The following is a 16,271-nucleotide window of genomic DNA, read 5'->3' as shown; positions in this document are numbered from 1 at the left end:
CATCAGGCGGTCAGACGGCCACCGGGGTGCCGAGCATCGCGGAGGCGTGCTGGAGCGGGCTGAGGGCCGGGGCGGGCGCGGCGGCCCCGGGAGCGCTGCGGCAGGTGAAGCCGAGCTTGGTCATCGCCCGGATGACTTCACCGGAGCTGAAGTCGCGGCGGTCCTGGCGGGTGATGACCTCACCGACCTGCTTGACGGGGTAGGCGCGGCGGCCGATGGTCACGGAGTCTCCGGCGACCTCCTCGGGCTTGACGCCCTTCATGGAGTCCAGGACACCGCTCTTGGTGAGCTCGAACGGGAAGCGGGCGATGACACAGCGCACGATGCCTCACAGGGAGAAAGGGATGGTTCCGCGGGGGAGACGCTTCAGAGGGCCGGGACGAGGGCGGACGTCCGCCGGTACGCGGTCCGCCCGGCCGCCGGTGCACGCGTCCCCCGCTCGCCGAGGATGTCGCGCAGCTGGACCCGGTCCGAGTAGCCGGGGCCGTCGCGGACGACGGCGAGCTGGGCCCGGGTGACCAGTGCGGTGCACATGCCGTCGTTGTCGCAGACCCTCAGGCGTACGGTCCGGGCACTGGCCATGACGGACAGGGCCACCTCGACGGTCATGTCGTCGCAGACCTGCGGCCCGGCCGCGTCCATGGCGTCGAGTACCGACGGGAGGACGGGGCCGGTGTGCGCCGGGGCGGGCTGGTTCTGGACCGATGTCACAACGTGCCTCCTGCGGAGATGGGCCTTGGGATCACGCGGTGCTCAGGCCGCCGCGTTCGCGGCGGGCCGTCGCCCGCCCCCGCGCCGGGCCCCCGTGCCCGGGTTGCGCCGGGCGGCGGGGGACGCGCCGCGCCTGCGCCGCTCGGGCACCGGCGTCGTGATCGTCACGGGGACGCCGGAGGGGGTCCGGGCGCCGGTGATCCGGCTGAGGGCCGCCTCGCCGGAGCGGACCTCGGTGGTCCGGGGCACGATGCCGGCGGCCGCCATGAGACGCGTCATCTCGCGGCGCTGGCCGGCGGTGACCAGGGTGACGACGCTGCCGGACTCGCCCGCCCGCGCGGTGCGTCCGCCGCGGTGGAGGTAGTCCTTGTGGTCGGTCGGCGGATCGACGTTGACGACGAGGTCCAGGTTGTCGACGTGGATCCCGCGCGCCGCGACATTCGTCGCCACCAGGACCGTGACGTGCCCCGTCTTGAACTGGGCGAGGGTACGGGTGCGCTGCGGCTGCGACTTGCCTCCGTGCAGAGCGGCGGCGCGGACCCCGCTGGCGAGCAGGTGCTGGGTCAGGCGGTCCACGGCGTGCTTGGTGTCCAGGAACATGATCACCCGGCCCTCGCGCGCCGCGATCTCCGTCGTCAGCCGGTGCTTGTCGGCACCGTGCACGTGCAGGACGTGGTGCTCCATGGTGGTGACCGCACCCTGGGACGGGTCCACGGAGTGGACGACGGGGTCGGTGAGGTACCGCCGGACCAGCAGGTCGACGTTACGGTCCAGAGTCGCGGAGAAGAGCATGCGCTGGCCCCCGGGGCGGACCTGGTCCAGGAGCGCGGTGACCTGCGGCATGAACCCCATGTCGGCCATCTGGTCCGCCTCGTCCAGGACCGTGATCGCGACCCGGTCCAGCCGGCAGTCACCGCGCTCGATCAGGTCCTTGAGGCGGCCGGGGGTGGCCACGACGACTTCGGTACCGCCCCGCAGCGCGTGCGCCTGCCGGCCGATCGACATCCCGCCGACGACGGTGGCCAGCCGCAGCTTCACGGCGCGGGCGTACGGGGTGAGGGCATCGGTGACCTGCTGAGCGAGCTCCCGGGTCGGAACGAGGACCAGGGCCAGCGGCTGGCGGGGCTCGGCGCGCTGACCGGCGGTGCGGGCCAGCAGGGCCAGGCCGAAGGCGAGCGTCTTGCCGGAGCCGGTCCGGCCGCGGCCGAGGACGTCGCGTCCGGCCAGGGAGTTCGGCAGCGTCGCCCCCTGGATCGGGAACGGTGTGGTCAGCCCCTGCGCGGTGAGCGCGGACAGCAGGCTCCTCGGCAGGTCGAGGCCGCTGAACACCTCGACCGCGGGCAGCGCCGGGGTGACCGTCTTGGGCAGGGCGAACTCTCCCCGTATCGGGGCGGGCCGCCGGCCGCCCGAGCGGCTCGGCGCGGACGAGCCGGAGCCACGGCCCCGGAACGGGCCGGCGGTGGGGTGGCCTCCGCGGCCGTCCCCGCGGGAGGCGGTGCGGGAGGACCGGGTATTCGTGCGCGTGGGGTTCATGTCGAACCTTCCTTGATACGGCACGCATCAAGGAATTCCGCAGCGGAAAAGCAGCGCGGGGAATCACAGGCACGGACCGAATGAAATGCGAACGCGGCCCGCGGGAACTCCGTGGCGGCGTAGGCGAAAAATGAGGGGTGGTGCGCGGGGGGTAATCCGGAAAAGCAAGTAGCTGGGGCCCGCACCCCGAGGGATGCGGGCCCCAGCTACACATGCGCGTCAGCGTCAGGCGGAAACGATGTTCTCGGCCGTCGGGCCCTTCTGGCCCTGCGCGATGTCGAAGGACACCTTCTGGCCCTCCTGCAGCTCGCGGAAGCCCTGGGCGGCGATGTTCGAGAAGTGGGCGAACACGTCAGCGCCGCCACCGTCCTGCTCGATGAAGCCGAAACCCTTTTCCGCGTTGAACCACTTCACGGTGCCAGTAGCCATGTCAATCTCCTTTGGGCAGTACAGCAGAATCCGCACTTTACGGACCCCGTGTCGCCGCGATGATGCCCTGCCCGGAAATGACCGGAAATACGAAGCGCCCCTCTACGGCTTGCGGCCGAACTGAGGCGCCTGAAGTTTTTTTGGGTACCAAAACTGCAACTGACTACGACAGTAGCACGCCAAGGAGGATTATGTGCGTTCAGCATTTTCCCGCACACGTCGCGACAAAAACCCTCCTGGGTCGGACCGCTAAATTCTGAGACGGCCGGAAGAGATATTCAGCGAACTCGGGCGGAGCACGTCCGCCCGGAGGCACCGGCGTCCCGGACGAGTCGATCGCGGGCGCCCGCCGAGGGCCGCCGGACGCCGGGACGGCGAAAGGGTCGGTGTGCGGGGCCGACGGGACCGGGTAACGTCTTCGGCATGTTCTTCCAGGCGCCGATTCACGGGTGAGAGCGTGACGGGCCCGCCGGCGTCCTTCGTCACTCCTCCCGTCCCCGCCGTGCATCCGTAGATCCCCTCACCACACCACCGGGAGAACCCGTGACCGACAGCAAGAACATCAACAACCCCGTGGGCCAGGGCGGCGGCCACCGGAAGAGGCTGTCCCGCGCGGAACGGCAGAACAACGGTCCGCACCGGAACCTCGACCGCCGGGGTGCCGCTGACCGCAAGGCGGAGCTGGTGCGCAAGATGCGCGAGAAGACTCATGCGGCCGGGAGCACGGGGCAGACGGACGACGACGCCCGAAGCTGACGCACCGCGCACGCCGGGGCACGGCCCGACGGCCGTGCCCCGGCCGTGCGACTGCTCCGGCCCACGCGGCGTTCCGCGGCCGGGACCGTGTCGCTCAGGCGGAGTCGAGGACCGGGCGGATCTCGACGGTCTCCGGGGTGGGGAGGCTCCTGGCCAGTTCGACGGCCTCCTCGCGGTCGGCCACATCGACGACGAACCAGCCACCGAGGGTCTCCTCACCGGCGTGCGCGGGCCCGTCGGTGACCGCCGTCGTCCCGTCGGCCGTCCTGCGAACCGTCGCGGGGGGAATGCGCTCCGTCTCCAGGGCATCGCCGCCGACGAGCTTTACGAGGCCCAGCCGCCGTACGGCACGGTGATGAGCTCCATGGCGTGACCCGCCGGATCCATGAAGTACACGCCGCGGCCGCCGTCGTTGTGATTGACCGTGCCCGGCTGCTTTTGCCGGGGGTCGGCGTAGTGCTCGATGCCGCGCTCTGTGATCTGCGCGTACGCCGCGTCGAACTCCTCCTCGGAGATCAGGAAGGCGTAGTGCTGCGGCGTGATGCTGTCCACCGGGACGGTGGCGAAGTCCAGTGTGACGCCGTTACCCAGACCCACCGCGATGAACGGACCCCACTCGGCGGTGATCTCGAGGTTGAGCAGGTTCGCGAAGAACTCTGCGGACTCCCGGTTGTTCCGGGCGTGGACGATCGTGTGATTCAACTCGACTGACAAGGAATGCCTCCGAAGGCATGTCCCGACACCTCCATGCCTCACCCAGCCGGTGACCGACACGCGATGTTGCCGTAGACCATATGTCCATCTGCCCGATGGATCAAGGAAGTTGATCCTGCAGCCGCATCTGGCCGCTGTTGTCCGCTCGGCGGGGCGCGGATGAGGCACGTCGACTGCGGGGCATCAGCCGGAGGTTCTGTGCTGGAGCGGGTGACGGAGAGCGGAACGGGAGCCACCTGTGCTGCAGACGCTCCGGTGGCGCAGACGTCAGGCCCAGAAGGTTTCGGTGACGACGATCTGGGGATCGGCGTAGCGGCGCATGAAGGTGGAGATGAGCCAGCCGCGTCCGCCGGCCAGGTCCACGATGTGAGGGCCGCCGGGGCTCGGGGAGGCCAGCGGCCGGACGGTCATCCAGGGTGGGAGCGAGCCGTCGGCGTCGATCCCCCGGAAGTACGGTCTTCGGCCGTGGTCAGTTCCGCACGGGCGCTTATGACCAGGTCACGGACCGTCACCGCCCCAGTGAAGCACCCCCGTTCACATGCACGATCTGCGCCGTCATGTACGCCGCTTCAGGTGACGCCACATAGTGCACCGCGGCGGCGATGTCCGAGGGGCGGCCCGCCTGGCCCGTCAGCGATTGCTTGGTCCGGGCGGCGACGAACTCGGGCGTGGCCCGGTCGCCGAAGAACTCGGTGTCGGCGACAAAGCCTGGAGCGACCGCGTTCACGGTGATGCCCTGCGGGCCGAGCTTCTGTGCCAGGTCGACGGTGTAGGCGTTGACGGTGGCCTTGGAGCCGCCGTACGAACCGGGGCCGCGCAGCGCGGCGATAGACGACATCTGGATGATCCGCCCGCCGGGCCGGGTGAGGTGGGGCAGCAATCCTTCGGTGAGCAGCACGGCGGTGAGCACGTTGGCCTCGAAGTTGCGGCGGAAGCTGTCCGCGACGCCTTCGAGGGTGCCGTCGTGGGCCGGTGCGACGTTGCCGCCGGCGTTGGCGACGATCACGTCGACCTGCGCGCCGCCCGCGGTGCAGAACTCCACGGCTCTGCGGGCCTGGCCGGGATCGCTCAGATCGGCGGCGACCCAGGAGGCCGTTCCCGCACCATGCGCGGCGTCGAGCTCTCCGGCGGCCTTCTCCAGGGGCTCCTCGCGCCGCCCGATGAGGACGACGTGGTCGCCGTCCGCCGCAAAGACCTCGGCCACCGCCCGCCCGATCCCCGTACCGCCACCCGACACCACGACCTTGCGCTGCCCCATGACCCCACCTCATATTCTCGTTTATGAACGATGGTCACATCTCTGTCCGGCGACGGTACGACCGTCGGCCTTCGGCGTCAACGGGCAGGTGCCGCAGGCTCCTTACCCGGATGGCGGAGCCCGGATCCGCTCCGCGCTGAGCGGCGATGCCTTCCCGCTTCTTCAACAGCCCGATCACTGACGGCATCCCGAACCTCCGCGACCGCACGGACACGACGCGGACTGCCTGCCACGCATACCTCGGCCCTCTGCCTGACCAGCAAGAACTCAGTCATCGAGCTCGAAAGGAAATGGCCCCTGCGGGGGAGATGAGCGAGAGTCTGGCATGCATAGGACACAAGGTGCCTGAAGTGGTCCAGACAACAAAGAAGCCCCCGGCCGCTGGGCTGGGGCTTTTCGTAGAGCGGGTGACGAGAATCGAACTCGCGCTCTGAGCTTGGGAATCAACGGTTCTTACGTTATTGGAGGGGCTCTGACCTGCGGTTTCGCAACGGGCAGGTGGATGGCGCCCGGTCTCTGGGAGCCGTATCTGACCGCTGTTGTCCGCTCTGCTGGGCACGGATGGGGCACGAGAGCTGCCAGTGCGACGCGTGCTCCGGGCGGGCCGACTGGTCAGAGGGGGACGATGCGGACTTGGCTGCCGCAGAGCTTGGTCATGTCATCGCGGTCGGACGTCAGCAGGGCGACGGGCTTCGGCTGGCGGAGCGCGACCTCGGCGACCGTGGCGTCGATGGCGTACTTGTGCCCGTGCAGTCCGGCACCTTTGAGCAGCGCCGCTGCCGCTTTCGCCGCCTGCTCGGTGACCGGCTCCACCTTGATGCGCGACAGGGCCCAGTTCAGACGAGGCATGTTACTACGGGAGTGGGTCACTTCCACGATGGTGTTCGCCCCGATCACCAGGTCGGCTCCCATGTCGTGGAAGACCTGCAGCATCGCGAGGAGCTTGCGGTCCTGCGCGATCCAGGCGGAGAGCCCTTCCGAGTCCAGGACGACGGTCTCAATGCGCTCGCTCACGCGGCGTCCGCGCCCTTGGAGGAGTTGGTGGCGCCGAAGATCTTCGAGTGGGCCTCGGCGAGCTCCTCGTCGCTGAAGCCTCCGTGCTCTTCTTCATGCCGGCGAAGGTCGTCGCCCAGAAGCTGGTGGCGGATCTGGCGGGCCACGGCTTCCGCTACGTAGCCGGAGACGTTGTCCGTGAGCTTGCGGAGCTCCGCCACCTGGTCGCTGGGGAGCGTGACGGTGATGCGAGTCGTTGAGGACATGCGGTAAGCATACTGGAGTATGCGTGCAGACTTGGGTTTGCGGCACCCATCCTTCTGGTCAAGGTTTCGCGACCGGAGGGTGTGGTTTCCGGCGCCGGGAGTACGAGCCCGCCGACCATGCGCGTATCGGTCAGAAGGGCGGTTCGAGATAGCTGCGGCCATCACCGTGCGGCCCCCAGTCCCAGGACTCCTCCAGGAAAGGCTCGGAGTCGGGGGCGTCGTGGCCCCACGCTTCGAGCGCCCTCCGGGTAACACGCCGGTTGGGGTCGTCGCCGCTGGTGTCCAGGATGGCGCGCGCGTGCACGGCGAGGTGATCGCGGTGTTCGGCGAGCGCGGGGTGCTCGGCGAGGATGAGCGCGGCGATAACGGCGGCTTCGCGCACGTCCTCGTGGCTGTCTCGGAGGAAGGGCGAGACCGCCTGGTAGAGCATCGGGCGCAGGCCCCGGAAGGACGCCACGACGGTGCCGGGGGCCAGGAAGCCAGGGAAGTACTGCTCCGTGCGGCTCGCAACCTCGTCGGAGGCGTCGTAAGCCGTGGAAACCAACCAGTTCAACAGTGCCGCGCGGATGGGGACCTTGCGATAGGGCCGGGGGGTCGTAGCCGCCGGGTGGGTGAGGATGCCGGCGACATACATGGCGACGGGAGCGGTGGCTTCGTAGATGGTGTTCTGGTGGCCGACCATCTCACCTAGCTCTGACAGAGCGTTGACCTGGGCCCTGGGGTCGGGGTCAGCAGCCGTGTGAGGACCTCGGGGAGGTCCTCACCGTTCCCGAAAGGCGTCTCGAGCGAACCCCAATCAGTCTCCGACAGGACTATCTGGTAATTCGGCAAGTCGGGCTCGCGGGGTGCGCCGCCGTTGGAACAGCTGTGGTTCACAGGCAAAACCTAGACCAGACGGCGGATGCAGTTTTGATGGTCTACGGCGGTGCGGACGGACGTCGCCGTCTGTGCCAGGCAGGCCGCGGAGCTGACCACGGGCAGGCGTGCTGAAGGGGCCACCACGTCGGAAGCGGGCACGCGGGCCGTCGTTCTGTTCTGCACGTACAGCCGCTCCAGCTCCGCCGTGGTGAGGATGAGTGCGCCGTCGAGGGTCGAGCCGTCGTCGAAGTGGAACTCGACGGGGACCGATCCCTGCCGGGCCCTCCGGTCGTAGACCGCGTCCCCGCCGGCCAGCAGCGTGGCGTGCGTGGCCTTCGCCGGCACCGGCCTGAGCGTCGTCCCGTCGGCGGGCGCGGACCACTGGGTTCCGCCTCCGGGCGGGCGCAGGTGGTAAGTCGTGGGGGGGGCCGCCCCCGGGGGGGGGCCCCCACCCCACCCCCACCACCCCCCCCGGCCCGGGGCGGGGCGGGGGCCCCCCGGGGGGTGGGGCGCGGGGGGGGGGGTGTGGCGCCCGCGGGGGGCCCCCCGGGGGGGGGGCCCCCCCCCCCACGACACCGACACGACCCTCACGGGCGCTGTCAGTGGCGAGGTCGCCGAGCCGTGGAACGAAGGGCGCTGCCATACCTAACTCGACTCCCTGCGAGGGGAGATGGGAAAAGGGTTGTCGCGTCATGCTCTGAAGTTAGGGATACGACGACCCTCGAATATGAGCCGGAGGAATACGACCCCTATCCGTCCAGGCGGAAGCGGTCGGACATGCGCCGCAACTTCTCCCGCGTCACTGCTCGTTCCGCGTAGACGATGTTGCGTAGCGTCGAACGGGCGATGGGATGGTTCCGCACGAGCTGGGGCGCGATCCGCTCGGCTGTCTCCAACTCGGCCAGGGCCTTTATGCGGTTCCCGTCCCACAGCCAGGCGCGGGCGACATCCATGTGGTGATGCCCCTGACGGGAGTTGGGCAGCGACCCGACCAGGTCCGGGCTGGTACGACGGTTTATCTCAAGGGCCTTGCCCTGCTTGCCCATCTCCAGAGCCACACTGATGGCGTGGATCTGCACGTTCCCGGCGGAGAAGGTCAGCGAATGACGGTCGTACACCGGCGCTCCGACGTACGCGTCCATGCGTTCGGCAGCAACCTTCGCGTGACCGATCCGGTCCTCGGCCTCCGAGGCGCGGCCGGCTCGGGCGGCGGAGACCGCAGCTCGCAGCTGCAGCGTCCCCCAGGCTCGTACGGCCAGCGGTTCGCCACGGTCGTACTCCTGCTCCACCGAGGTGATCGCCTTGTCCGAGAGCGTCAGGGCGTCGGTCCAGTCAGCCGTCGCCCACATGTCCCAGACCCGCATCCAGTCGGCGACGGCGGGCAACACGGGGTCCCCCGACAGCCTGGCCGACCACGCGGCCCGTTCGCACGCCATGGCGACCAGTCCGGGATGCCCGAGGGCGTGGGCGGCGGTGTGCGCGAACTTGCAGCACACGGTATAAACGGCGTACGCCTCCTCTCGCTCGTGCCCCTCCGACTCCTCAGCCAGAGCTCGCGCCTCGCGGAACAGGTCGGGGAGGACCCGGAGAATCGCCACGTTGGAAGCGGTGTCCCGCAGGCGGTGCAGCCGGGTCACCTCACGCCACAGATGCGATGAGGGCCGGGGAGTCCCGTCGAAGACGGGGACGAGGTCGTAGCGGCGCAGTTCGCGCAGAATCGATGAGGCGGCGACCTGCCACTGGTTGTCGTCGGGGGAGTTGCTGTATGGGCGTCCGATCAGGTCGTTCGGATGGACGTGCAGCTCGGCGGCCACCTGGTTGAGGAGCCCGACCCGGTCCAGCTCGATCAGGCCACGCTCCATCTTCGACACCCAGCCCGGGGACTTCCCGAGGGCTGTCGCCAGGTCGGCCTGCGGCATGCCCAACCGCAGCCTCGCCCGGCGAGCGCGCTTGCCGATCTCCTCGGCTTCCTCCAGCATCTGGACACCTCCCGGCCGCCGGACGTTCCGGTGCGACCGCCGGTCTGTCCGTCCAGAGTTCGTCTTTTGCACGGTACCCATGACACGGCCTCCGCGTGAGAGACCCCGTCCCGTACTGGCGGTCGGCCGCTCGTCCGAGCCAGGCGCCGAGTCCCCCGCTGTGCTGCACCACGGCAGACGATCATGTCGATGAGACACCCCTCATCAACATTCCGCCGGAGGCAGCCAGTGACCGTCGTGACCGTCTTGCACCCTGGGGCCATGGGCGCGGCGGTCAGCGCCGAGCTTGTCGGCGGCGGACACGAGGTGCTGTGGGTGCCGAAGGAGCGCAGCGCGGAGACGTGGCGCCGAGCGAGGGAGGCCCGCGCCGCAGCCTGCGATTCACTCGCGGAGGCTCTGTCCCGTAGCGCGGTCGTTCTCTCGGTCTGCCCACCGCAGGCGGCGGAGGACGTGGCCGCGGCCGTAGCTGCGCACGCTTTCGACGGGGTGTACGTCGATGGCAACGCCATCAGCCCTCAGCGCGCACAGCGGATCGCCGAGGAAATCCGCCCCGGCTCCGTAGTCGTCGACGGTTCCGTTTTCGGTCAGCCACCGGGCGACGGGCGTACGGCACGGCTTTACCTCGCAGGGTCCGGCTCCGCCGTTGACCTGGTCGCTTCGTTGTTCACGGACACGGCCCTGCACGTCTGCCGAGTCGGTGACATGGTCGGTTCTGCTTCTGCTCTCAAGATGGCCTTTGCCAGTTACCAGAAGGCCGCTCGTACGCTCGCCGGCGTCGCGCACGCGCTCGCCGACGCCCATGGGGTCGGCGAGCAGTTGACGGCCGAAGCGGACGTCATGGTCTCCGCGATTCTCTCCGATCCGGAGTACCTGCCGAGCGTGGCAGCCCGGGCCTGGCGGTGGGCACCCGAGATGGAGGAGGTCGCCGATGCGCTTCGTGCGGCTGACCTGCCCACGGACATGGCCAAGGCCGCGGGCCGGGTTCTTTCGCTCTGGGAAAAAGACAGGGACCGGTATGAAACACCCGTCGCGGAAACCCTGTCGCGGCTCCGAACCCAGAGGGCCGAATAAGAATGGCCCCGGTCGGTGACCGGGGCCATTCTTCGAAGAGCGGGTGACGAGAATCGAACTCGCGCTCTGAGCTTGGGAGTCAGCGGGGCTTGGGCCGCCCAGGGACCGCCGACCTGCGCTTTCCTGGTGGGCTGCCCACGGGGCCGCAGTCTCTGGAAGCTGCATCTGACCTCTGTTGTCCGCCATGCTGGGCACGGATGGGGCACGAGGCCGCCGTGCGACGGGAACCGGCCAGGGTGCAGGTTCCGGGTTGGCGGGTGGGCCAGTGCGTGATGATGACCGGCGAACTCGCGTCACCTGGCACGAGTTCGACGATGCGCCGCTCGACACTGCCAATCACATCCCATGCGCATTGGCAGGTGCTAGGCGCGCAGCGCGGCCCATTGCGTGCGGGGCTAGCCAGCGCCGAGCCCGGAGCGCGGCTTAATCGGCTAGCTGCTCGATTTTCTCCAGAAGTGCAACCATTTCAGGATGAATTTCACTTGCCTTGGCGTATTTTGCGATTGTGTCGAAGGCGACGGCCTTGTAGCCGCGATTCTGCAACTCTCTATTTGTAGCTGCCATAACTTCCTTGGGTGGGCAAACAGAATAGCGAAAATTGCTCCTTTTCCATTTTTCGGCTAGATCATTCAAGCCGTCTTCATTAATGGTGGCCACACTTTTACCTGATGACCTTTCAGTGATCACTTTCTCTGCAAGGATTCGTGACGTGACCTTGTTCTGCATTCCAATCATTACGTCGTCCAGTATCTCCTCTACGTCTCCGACTGGGCACTGGGAGAGCCGTGCGATGGATTCCGGAATGATGAGGTAACTTTCGAGTTCCTTCTTCCTCCAGACGTGAGCATGTACGTTAACGTTGTCAAAACGCCTGATTACTTCTTCGACCTGTGCCTCGGTGCGAAAGTCGCGATCCAGTAGAACTAGAGCCTTGACCGTGTCTCCAAGGAATTTCCTGAGAAACCAGCCGAATGCTTCAGCGTGTTCCCATCGGGAGTATCCGTTCATGGGCACGACGGCCAATGAGATATCTTCGGAAATTTTACCCAGTCCGAGTGTTCTGGAAATTCGCTTGAGGGTTCGGATATCTTTTCCTTCAACAAAAATCACGCCATGGGCCCGCAAGGCTTTCGCCATCGCCAAGTTGAAGGAGCTGCCGAGTGCAGCATTCAAGCCGTTGAGATTTGCATCTTTGGGTGCCCGTACTGCTCTACGTCGGGTCTTATCTACCCAAACGATGGAGTCGGGCTCGGCTTCGGTGAGGACCTCGGTTGAGTGAGTTGCCAACACGATTTGGGTATCCAAAGCTTCGAGCAGACGGACTAGACGTCTTTGTAGATCTGCGTGGAGGAACACCTCCGGCTCGTCGAGCACGAGTGTAGGCAAACCTCGGGAGCGATAGATGTGAAGCAGAAGCTGCAGCCAAATCTGTACTCCGTCGCCAGCCCATACGATCTCTTTCTCCGAGTTATTCCCTGCTTCCGTAAAGAAAACATCGATGCTCGACGTGTCGTATCGTGCTACTGGCTTTCTCAGATTAACGCCTGCTAGCCAAGGTGAGGCAAAGTCAATAAATTCCTCCCATTCCCCTGCCTGGTCAAGTAGCCTCAGTTGATTTCTGAAATGACGACTACTGAGACGGGTTGAAAGGTTTTTCCGGACCGTCTCTGATTCCAGGATTGGCTCTTCGTGCTCAAGCGGTGACAGTGTAGGAATCACGCCAATTGTCGAGAAATTTGCTTTGACCGGCGCAACCGTTCTCGGGGGGTTTCCGTTCTCTTCGAGGAGGTAAAAGAATGGATTAGGCTCGTCTTCGTGCGGGCGCCGTTCCGGCCACACGATCCGCATTTTGCAGCCGTTTTTCCATGACAATTCCATGCTTGTCTCGGCGTCGCGAAAATTGTGTCGGACGCTCTCGTTCAGGGCGGCGAAATCGCGTGTTGGTACGGGGTAAGATAGATAGTAAGATCCTGCGTGTTGTTCAGTCGCGTTTGGGCGTGTTCTTTTTGCGAGTCTGAGACATGTTTCCGCGAGCCGTAGTGCGGTTAGGATGGTGCTTTTTCCTGCACTGTTTGGACCCACCAGAAGCGAAGCACCTTTAAATGTCATCGTGAAGTTCCCGAATGCCTTGAAATTCGTGAACTTAATTTCTTTGATCAACGCCCCCCCTGAGGTTGCTGTTGCTAAGACCATCGAGTCCTGTTTACCACTGATCTTGAGGGCCTTCCATCCATTTGTTTTATATGGGGGGTGCTTGTAGTGTGAGGTATTTTCTCTCCCGCACCCGACGGTTGGGGGAGCGGGATTGGCCGGTGCCCTGCCGGTTCGGGCCCGCGTCGAGCATGATCAGGAGGCCGTACGGTGACTGGCAACTCGATCGAGCCAGCTGTGCTCCTGCCTGGAAGTTGAGCCAGTGGCCTCCCTGGTCCTGCTCGACGGCTAATGCCACGGAGTCGACGCCCCGGCCACAGCGGGCTCCTTCCCCATCAGATGCTCGCTTCAGCCCGCGCGACTGGCGTAGCTGGGCCTGAGCGGGCCGAAGGCAGGAGCGTCGGATCCCGGCGGTGAGCCAGAGAGCGCCCGGCGAGCCGAGCGAGCCGCCCTGATAGGGAAAGTTCTACGACGTCGGGATCCATGCGGTGTTTGCGAAGGGCTCGCTTCGCTGACTGGTTATGACACGACGTTCCCTGCATGGGCTTGATCCCAGGGAAATGCCTCGGTCATCATGAATTCCAGCTCGCGGAACGCGTCGCGGACTTCGGCCAAAGGCTGCCGGTCGCGCGTGTAGTACAGCTTGTTGGTTCGGAGCCGAAGCCGACGGCGGGGCCTGCAGCCGTCGCAGGGTCCAGCATGCGCGTCACGCGGAGGGCGTCTTCGGGTGACGACAGCGGCATGCGGGCGTGATGCAGCAGCGGGCATTCTGGAGGTTGGGGCACGCGGAGGGCACGCCGCATCTCAACTGGTCTAGACAACAAGAAAGGCCCCGGTCGTTGACCTGGGCCTTCTTCGTGGAGCGGGTGACGAGAATCGAACTCGCGCTCTGAGCTTGGGAAGCTCATGTTCTACCATTAAACTACACCCGCAAAAATGGCGGACGCTGTGTCCAGCGGCGCATCCTCGCATACTGTACCTCATCGCGATCCTCTCCCGGGGACGTGCCGGATCGGCTGTGGGTGGGGCGGGAGTTGGGGCGTAGCGTGGGGGGCCGGAGTGCCGCGTGGAGGCGGGTCCTCTTCATCCCCTAATGTGGCGGTCTCGTCCACGGCTTGATGGGGAAGGGACTTGATGGACTCCATGGAGCGCACCGTCGTCCGCTGTGCCGAAGGGCACGTTTTCGCTACCAGCTCGTTTCCGATGCAGCAGCTCGGGGCAGGGCGGATCGGGCCCGGGCGGCTCATCCGGTGTCCCCGGTGCGCTCGGTTGCGGCATGCCGTGCCCGTGGCGTTCGAGCAGCGGTAGCGACGGCGGGTGACGGACGGCAGGCGCGCGGGCGGCCCGATGAGGGCGGGCCCGCGCGTTCTGCGTATCCTCGGTGGGTGCTTCTCTCAGACAAGGACATCCGCGCCGAGATCGACGCCGGACGCGTACGCATTGATCCATTCGACGCGTCGATGGTGCAGCCGTCGAGTATCGACGTGCGGCTCGACCGCTACTTCCGGGTGTTCGAGAACCACCGCTACCCGCACATCGACCCCGCCGTCGAGCAGGTGGACCTGACCCGCACCGTCGAACCGGAGGGGGACGACGCGTTCATCCTGCACCCCGGGGAGTTCGTACTGGCATCGACGTACGAGGTCATCTCGCTGCCCGACGATCTCGCGTCGCGGCTGGAGGGGAAGAGCTCGCTCGGCCGGCTCGGGCTGGTCACGCATTCCACGGCGGGCTTCATCGACCCGGGCTTCTCCGGGCACGTGACGCTGGAGCTGTCGAATCTCGCGACGCTGCCGATAAAGCTCTGGCCCGGTATGAAGATCGGCCAGCTGTGCATGTTCCGGCTGAGTTCTCCGTCCGAGTTCCCTTACGGCTCCGAGCGGTACGGGTCGCGATATCAGGGGCAGCGCGGTCCCACCGCGTCGCGCTCCTTCATGAATTTCCACCGGACGCAGGTGTGAGGCCCCGATGACTGACGATGTACGGGAGAACCTGACGTACGACGGCTTCGGGCACGCCGTACGGGAGCTGGCGCAGGCCGTGGCCGACGACGGGTACGAGCCGGACGTGGTGCTGAGCATCGCGCGCGGCGGGGTGTTCGTCGCGGGCGGTCTGGCGTACGCGCTGGACTGCAAGAACATCCACCTGGTGAACGTGGAGTTCTACACCGGCGTGGGCACCACCCTGGAGATGCCGGTGATGCTGGCGCCCGTGCCCAACGTCATCGACTTCTCGGACAAGAAGGTCCTGATCGCGGACGACGTCGCCGACACCGGCAAGACGCTGAAGCTGGTGCGCGACTTCTGCATCGACCACGTCGCCGAGGTGCGGTCCGCGGTCATCTACGAGAAGTCCCACTCGCTCGTGAAGTGCGAGTACGTGTGGAAGAAGACCGACCGCTGGATCAACTTCCCGTGGAGCGTGGAGAAGCCCGTCGTGCGGCGCGGCGGGCAGGTTCTCGACGCGTGACCGCGTAAGTACGCGAAAGGGCCCCGGTCACCCCGGGGCCCTTTCGGCCGCACACCGCGCCGTCGTCAGATCGTTCCCAGCTTCAGGATCGAGACCAGGGCCAGCAGCTGGATCGCCGACGCGCCCAGCGCCTTCGGCCACGGCAGGTCGTGCGACTTGCTCACCATCGAGGTGAGGAGCGCCGCGGCGGCCAGCCAGGTGACCCAGCCGAGGATGACGACCAGCGCGTTCTCGCCGCCCAGGAACATCGCGAAGACCAGGCGCGGCACGTCCGTGATCGACATGATCAGCATGGACAGGCCCACCGTCGGCTGCCACGCGCCGTCGCCGCCGAGCTGGCGGGCCAGCGTGTGGGTGACCGCGCCCAGCACCAGACCACCGAGCACGAAGCAGACGCCGGTGAGGATCACGTAGGGGACGGCGGTGGAGACCGGGGAGTGGATCGCGTCGTCGCGGGCCTGGTCGAAGCCGAAGAGCGCCAGCAGGCCGTAGAGGAACGTCACGATCAGGGCGGGGCCCCAGACCGCGTAGTCGCGCATCTGCCAGAACGTCGGGCTGGGGCGCGTCACGATGCCGCTCAGCAGCTGCTTCCAGTGCAGGCGCGGGCCCATGGGGGCCGCGGGAGCGTGGCCCGCGCGGTAGGCGTTGCCGTCGCTGTACGGCTCCTCGTCGACGCGGAACGCCTGCGTGTGGCCCGGGTTGTTCGCGTAGGGGTCCCCGGGGCTGGGGCCCTGGGGGTACGGGTACGGCGTCGGGTCGGTGAAGTACTCCGGCTCGTCGGGGCCGGCGCCCCTGCAGCCGCTGCCGGCGGCATACGCACCGCCGCCGTGGTAACCCGGTGCGGCGTGATGCGGGGCGCCCTGTCCTCCCGACGGCGGCCATTGCTGCTGCCCGTACGGCGGCGGCGGTGCCTGGCCGCCGTACGGCTGTTGCCGCGGTTGCTGTTGCCCTTGCTGCGGGGTGCGGTTGTCCCGGCCGCGTCCGATCCTGAATCCAGCCACGTCATCGAACGTACCCGGTCCGCCGGTCACGGGGGCCCGCGGCCGGGGAAGTACCGGCCTTTGACGCGTAGATGTGACATCC

At 67.0% G+C, this 16,271-nt stretch carries 19 protein-coding genes and 1 tRNA gene; 4 read left to right on the top strand and 16 right to left on the bottom strand.

Features of this window, described 5'->3' with window-relative positions; genetic code table 11:
- Positions 1 to 10: 10 nt before the first annotated feature.
- The 4 genes from ACLQ2N_RS14335 to ACLQ2N_RS14320 all read right to left on the bottom strand — a co-directional run bounded on the left by ACLQ2N_RS14335 (position 11) and on the right by ACLQ2N_RS14320 (position 2,673).
- Complete coding sequence (locus ACLQ2N_RS14335; protein WP_425812754.1) at positions 11 to 322, bottom strand: SCO5918 family protein; 312 nt, start codon at positions 320 to 322, stop codon at positions 11 to 13.
- Between the two features lie 44 nt (positions 323 to 366).
- Positions 367 to 711 carry a CBS domain-containing protein gene (locus tag ACLQ2N_RS14330; protein ID WP_425812752.1) on the bottom strand — a complete coding sequence of 115 codons (345 nt, stop codon included), beginning with the start codon at positions 709 to 711 and terminating at the stop codon, positions 367 to 369.
- A 42-nt stretch (positions 712 to 753) separates the two neighbouring features.
- Positions 754 to 2,244 carry a DEAD/DEAH box helicase gene (locus ACLQ2N_RS14325; protein ID WP_425812751.1) on the bottom strand — a complete coding sequence of 497 codons (1,491 nt, stop codon included), beginning with the start codon at positions 2,242 to 2,244 and terminating at the stop codon, positions 754 to 756.
- Between the two features lie 225 nt (positions 2,245 to 2,469).
- Positions 2,470 to 2,673: a cold-shock protein gene (locus ACLQ2N_RS14320; protein WP_072489439.1), complete on the bottom strand. Its 204-nt coding sequence runs from the start codon at positions 2,671 to 2,673 to the stop codon at positions 2,470 to 2,472.
- A 543-nt stretch (positions 2,674 to 3,216) separates the two neighbouring features.
- Here ACLQ2N_RS14320 and ACLQ2N_RS14315 point away from each other — a divergent pair.
- Positions 3,217 to 3,429, top strand: a complete 213-nt coding sequence (locus ACLQ2N_RS14315; protein ID WP_425812749.1) for a DUF6243 family protein — start codon at positions 3,217 to 3,219, stop codon at positions 3,427 to 3,429.
- 94 nt (positions 3,430 to 3,523) lie between these two features.
- Here ACLQ2N_RS14315 and ACLQ2N_RS14310 read toward each other — a convergent pair whose 3' ends face one another.
- From ACLQ2N_RS14310 to ACLQ2N_RS14270, 9 genes are all read right to left on the bottom strand, one after another.
- Positions 3,524 to 3,766 carry a YciI family protein gene (locus ACLQ2N_RS14310; protein WP_425813226.1) on the bottom strand — a complete coding sequence of 81 codons (243 nt, stop codon included), beginning with the start codon at positions 3,764 to 3,766 and terminating at the stop codon, positions 3,524 to 3,526.
- Positions 3,754 to 4,143, bottom strand: coding sequence for a VOC family protein (locus ACLQ2N_RS14305; protein WP_425812747.1), 390 nt, complete (start codon positions 4,141 to 4,143; stop codon positions 3,754 to 3,756). The genes ACLQ2N_RS14310 and ACLQ2N_RS14305 overlap by 13 nt, the downstream gene beginning before the upstream one ends.
- Positions 4,144 to 4,410: 267 nt before the next feature.
- Positions 4,411 to 4,554: a hypothetical protein gene (locus ACLQ2N_RS14300; protein ID WP_425812745.1), complete on the bottom strand. Its 144-nt coding sequence runs from the start codon at positions 4,552 to 4,554 to the stop codon at positions 4,411 to 4,413.
- 97 nt (positions 4,555 to 4,651) lie between these two features.
- A complete protein-coding gene (locus ACLQ2N_RS14295) occupies positions 4,652 to 5,401 on the bottom strand; it encodes an SDR family NAD(P)-dependent oxidoreductase (RefSeq protein ID WP_124277767.1) in 750 nt (249 codons plus the stop codon).
- A gap of 612 nt (positions 5,402 to 6,013) precedes the next feature.
- Complete coding sequence (locus ACLQ2N_RS14290) at positions 6,014 to 6,415, bottom strand: DNA-binding protein (protein ID WP_425812743.1); 402 nt, start codon at positions 6,413 to 6,415, stop codon at positions 6,014 to 6,016.
- Positions 6,412 to 6,660, bottom strand: coding sequence for a type II toxin-antitoxin system CcdA family antitoxin (locus tag ACLQ2N_RS14285; protein ID WP_329043579.1), 249 nt, complete (start codon positions 6,658 to 6,660; stop codon positions 6,412 to 6,414). The genes ACLQ2N_RS14290 and ACLQ2N_RS14285 overlap by 4 nt, the downstream gene beginning before the upstream one ends.
- 130 nt (positions 6,661 to 6,790) lie before the next feature.
- The gene (locus ACLQ2N_RS14280) at positions 6,791 to 7,342 is read right to left on the bottom strand and encodes a hypothetical protein (protein WP_425812741.1); all 552 of its coding nucleotides are present in this window, start codon (positions 7,340 to 7,342) and stop codon (positions 6,791 to 6,793) included.
- 203 nt (positions 7,343 to 7,545) lie between these two features.
- Positions 7,546 to 7,863 carry a hypothetical protein gene (locus tag ACLQ2N_RS14275; protein ID WP_425812739.1) on the bottom strand — a complete coding sequence of 106 codons (318 nt, stop codon included), beginning with the start codon at positions 7,861 to 7,863 and terminating at the stop codon, positions 7,546 to 7,548.
- Positions 7,864 to 8,267: 404 nt separating this feature from the next.
- Positions 8,268 to 9,497, bottom strand: coding sequence for a helix-turn-helix domain-containing protein (locus ACLQ2N_RS14270; protein WP_425812737.1), 1,230 nt, complete (start codon positions 9,495 to 9,497; stop codon positions 8,268 to 8,270).
- A 228-nt stretch (positions 9,498 to 9,725) separates the two neighbouring features.
- On the opposite strand from ACLQ2N_RS14270, the gene ACLQ2N_RS14265 reads away from it, so the two are divergent.
- Positions 9,726 to 10,568: a DUF1932 domain-containing protein gene (locus tag ACLQ2N_RS14265; RefSeq protein WP_425812735.1), complete on the top strand. Its 843-nt coding sequence runs from the start codon at positions 9,726 to 9,728 to the stop codon at positions 10,566 to 10,568.
- A gap of 423 nt (positions 10,569 to 10,991) precedes the next feature.
- On the opposite strand, the gene ACLQ2N_RS14260 is transcribed toward ACLQ2N_RS14265, so the two are convergent.
- On the bottom strand, positions 10,992 to 12,761 hold the full coding sequence (locus ACLQ2N_RS14260; RefSeq protein WP_425812733.1) for an ATP-dependent nuclease: 1,770 nt from the start codon (positions 12,759 to 12,761) through the stop codon (positions 10,992 to 10,994).
- Between the two features lie 816 nt (positions 12,762 to 13,577).
- Positions 13,578 to 13,651 (bottom strand) — tRNA-Gly (locus ACLQ2N_RS14255).
- 453 nt (positions 13,652 to 14,104) lie between these two features.
- On the opposite strand from ACLQ2N_RS14255, the gene dcd reads away from it, so the two are divergent.
- Together dcd and ACLQ2N_RS14245 are read left to right on the top strand one after the other, a co-directional pair.
- Positions 14,105 to 14,680, top strand: a complete 576-nt coding sequence (dcd, locus tag ACLQ2N_RS14250) for a dCTP deaminase (RefSeq protein ID WP_018102070.1) — start codon at positions 14,105 to 14,107, stop codon at positions 14,678 to 14,680.
- A gap of 7 nt (positions 14,681 to 14,687) precedes the next feature.
- Complete coding sequence (locus ACLQ2N_RS14245) at positions 14,688 to 15,188, top strand: phosphoribosyltransferase (protein WP_361027588.1); 501 nt, start codon at positions 14,688 to 14,690, stop codon at positions 15,186 to 15,188.
- Positions 15,189 to 15,253: 65 nt separating this feature from the next.
- Here ACLQ2N_RS14245 and ACLQ2N_RS14240 read toward each other — a convergent pair whose 3' ends face one another.
- A complete protein-coding gene (locus ACLQ2N_RS14240) occupies positions 15,254 to 16,189 on the bottom strand; it encodes a Yip1 family protein (RefSeq protein WP_425812730.1) in 936 nt (311 codons plus the stop codon).
- Positions 16,190 to 16,271 lie beyond the last annotated feature (82 nt).

Origin of the sequence: Streptomyces sp. DT224 (genome assembly GCF_049844595.1) — a bacterium.
Taxonomy (GTDB): Bacteria; Actinomycetota; Actinomycetes; order Streptomycetales; family Streptomycetaceae; genus Streptomyces.
The sequence above is the reverse complement of the archived record's forward strand: the minus strand, read 5'-3'. Positions and strand labels throughout refer to the sequence as shown.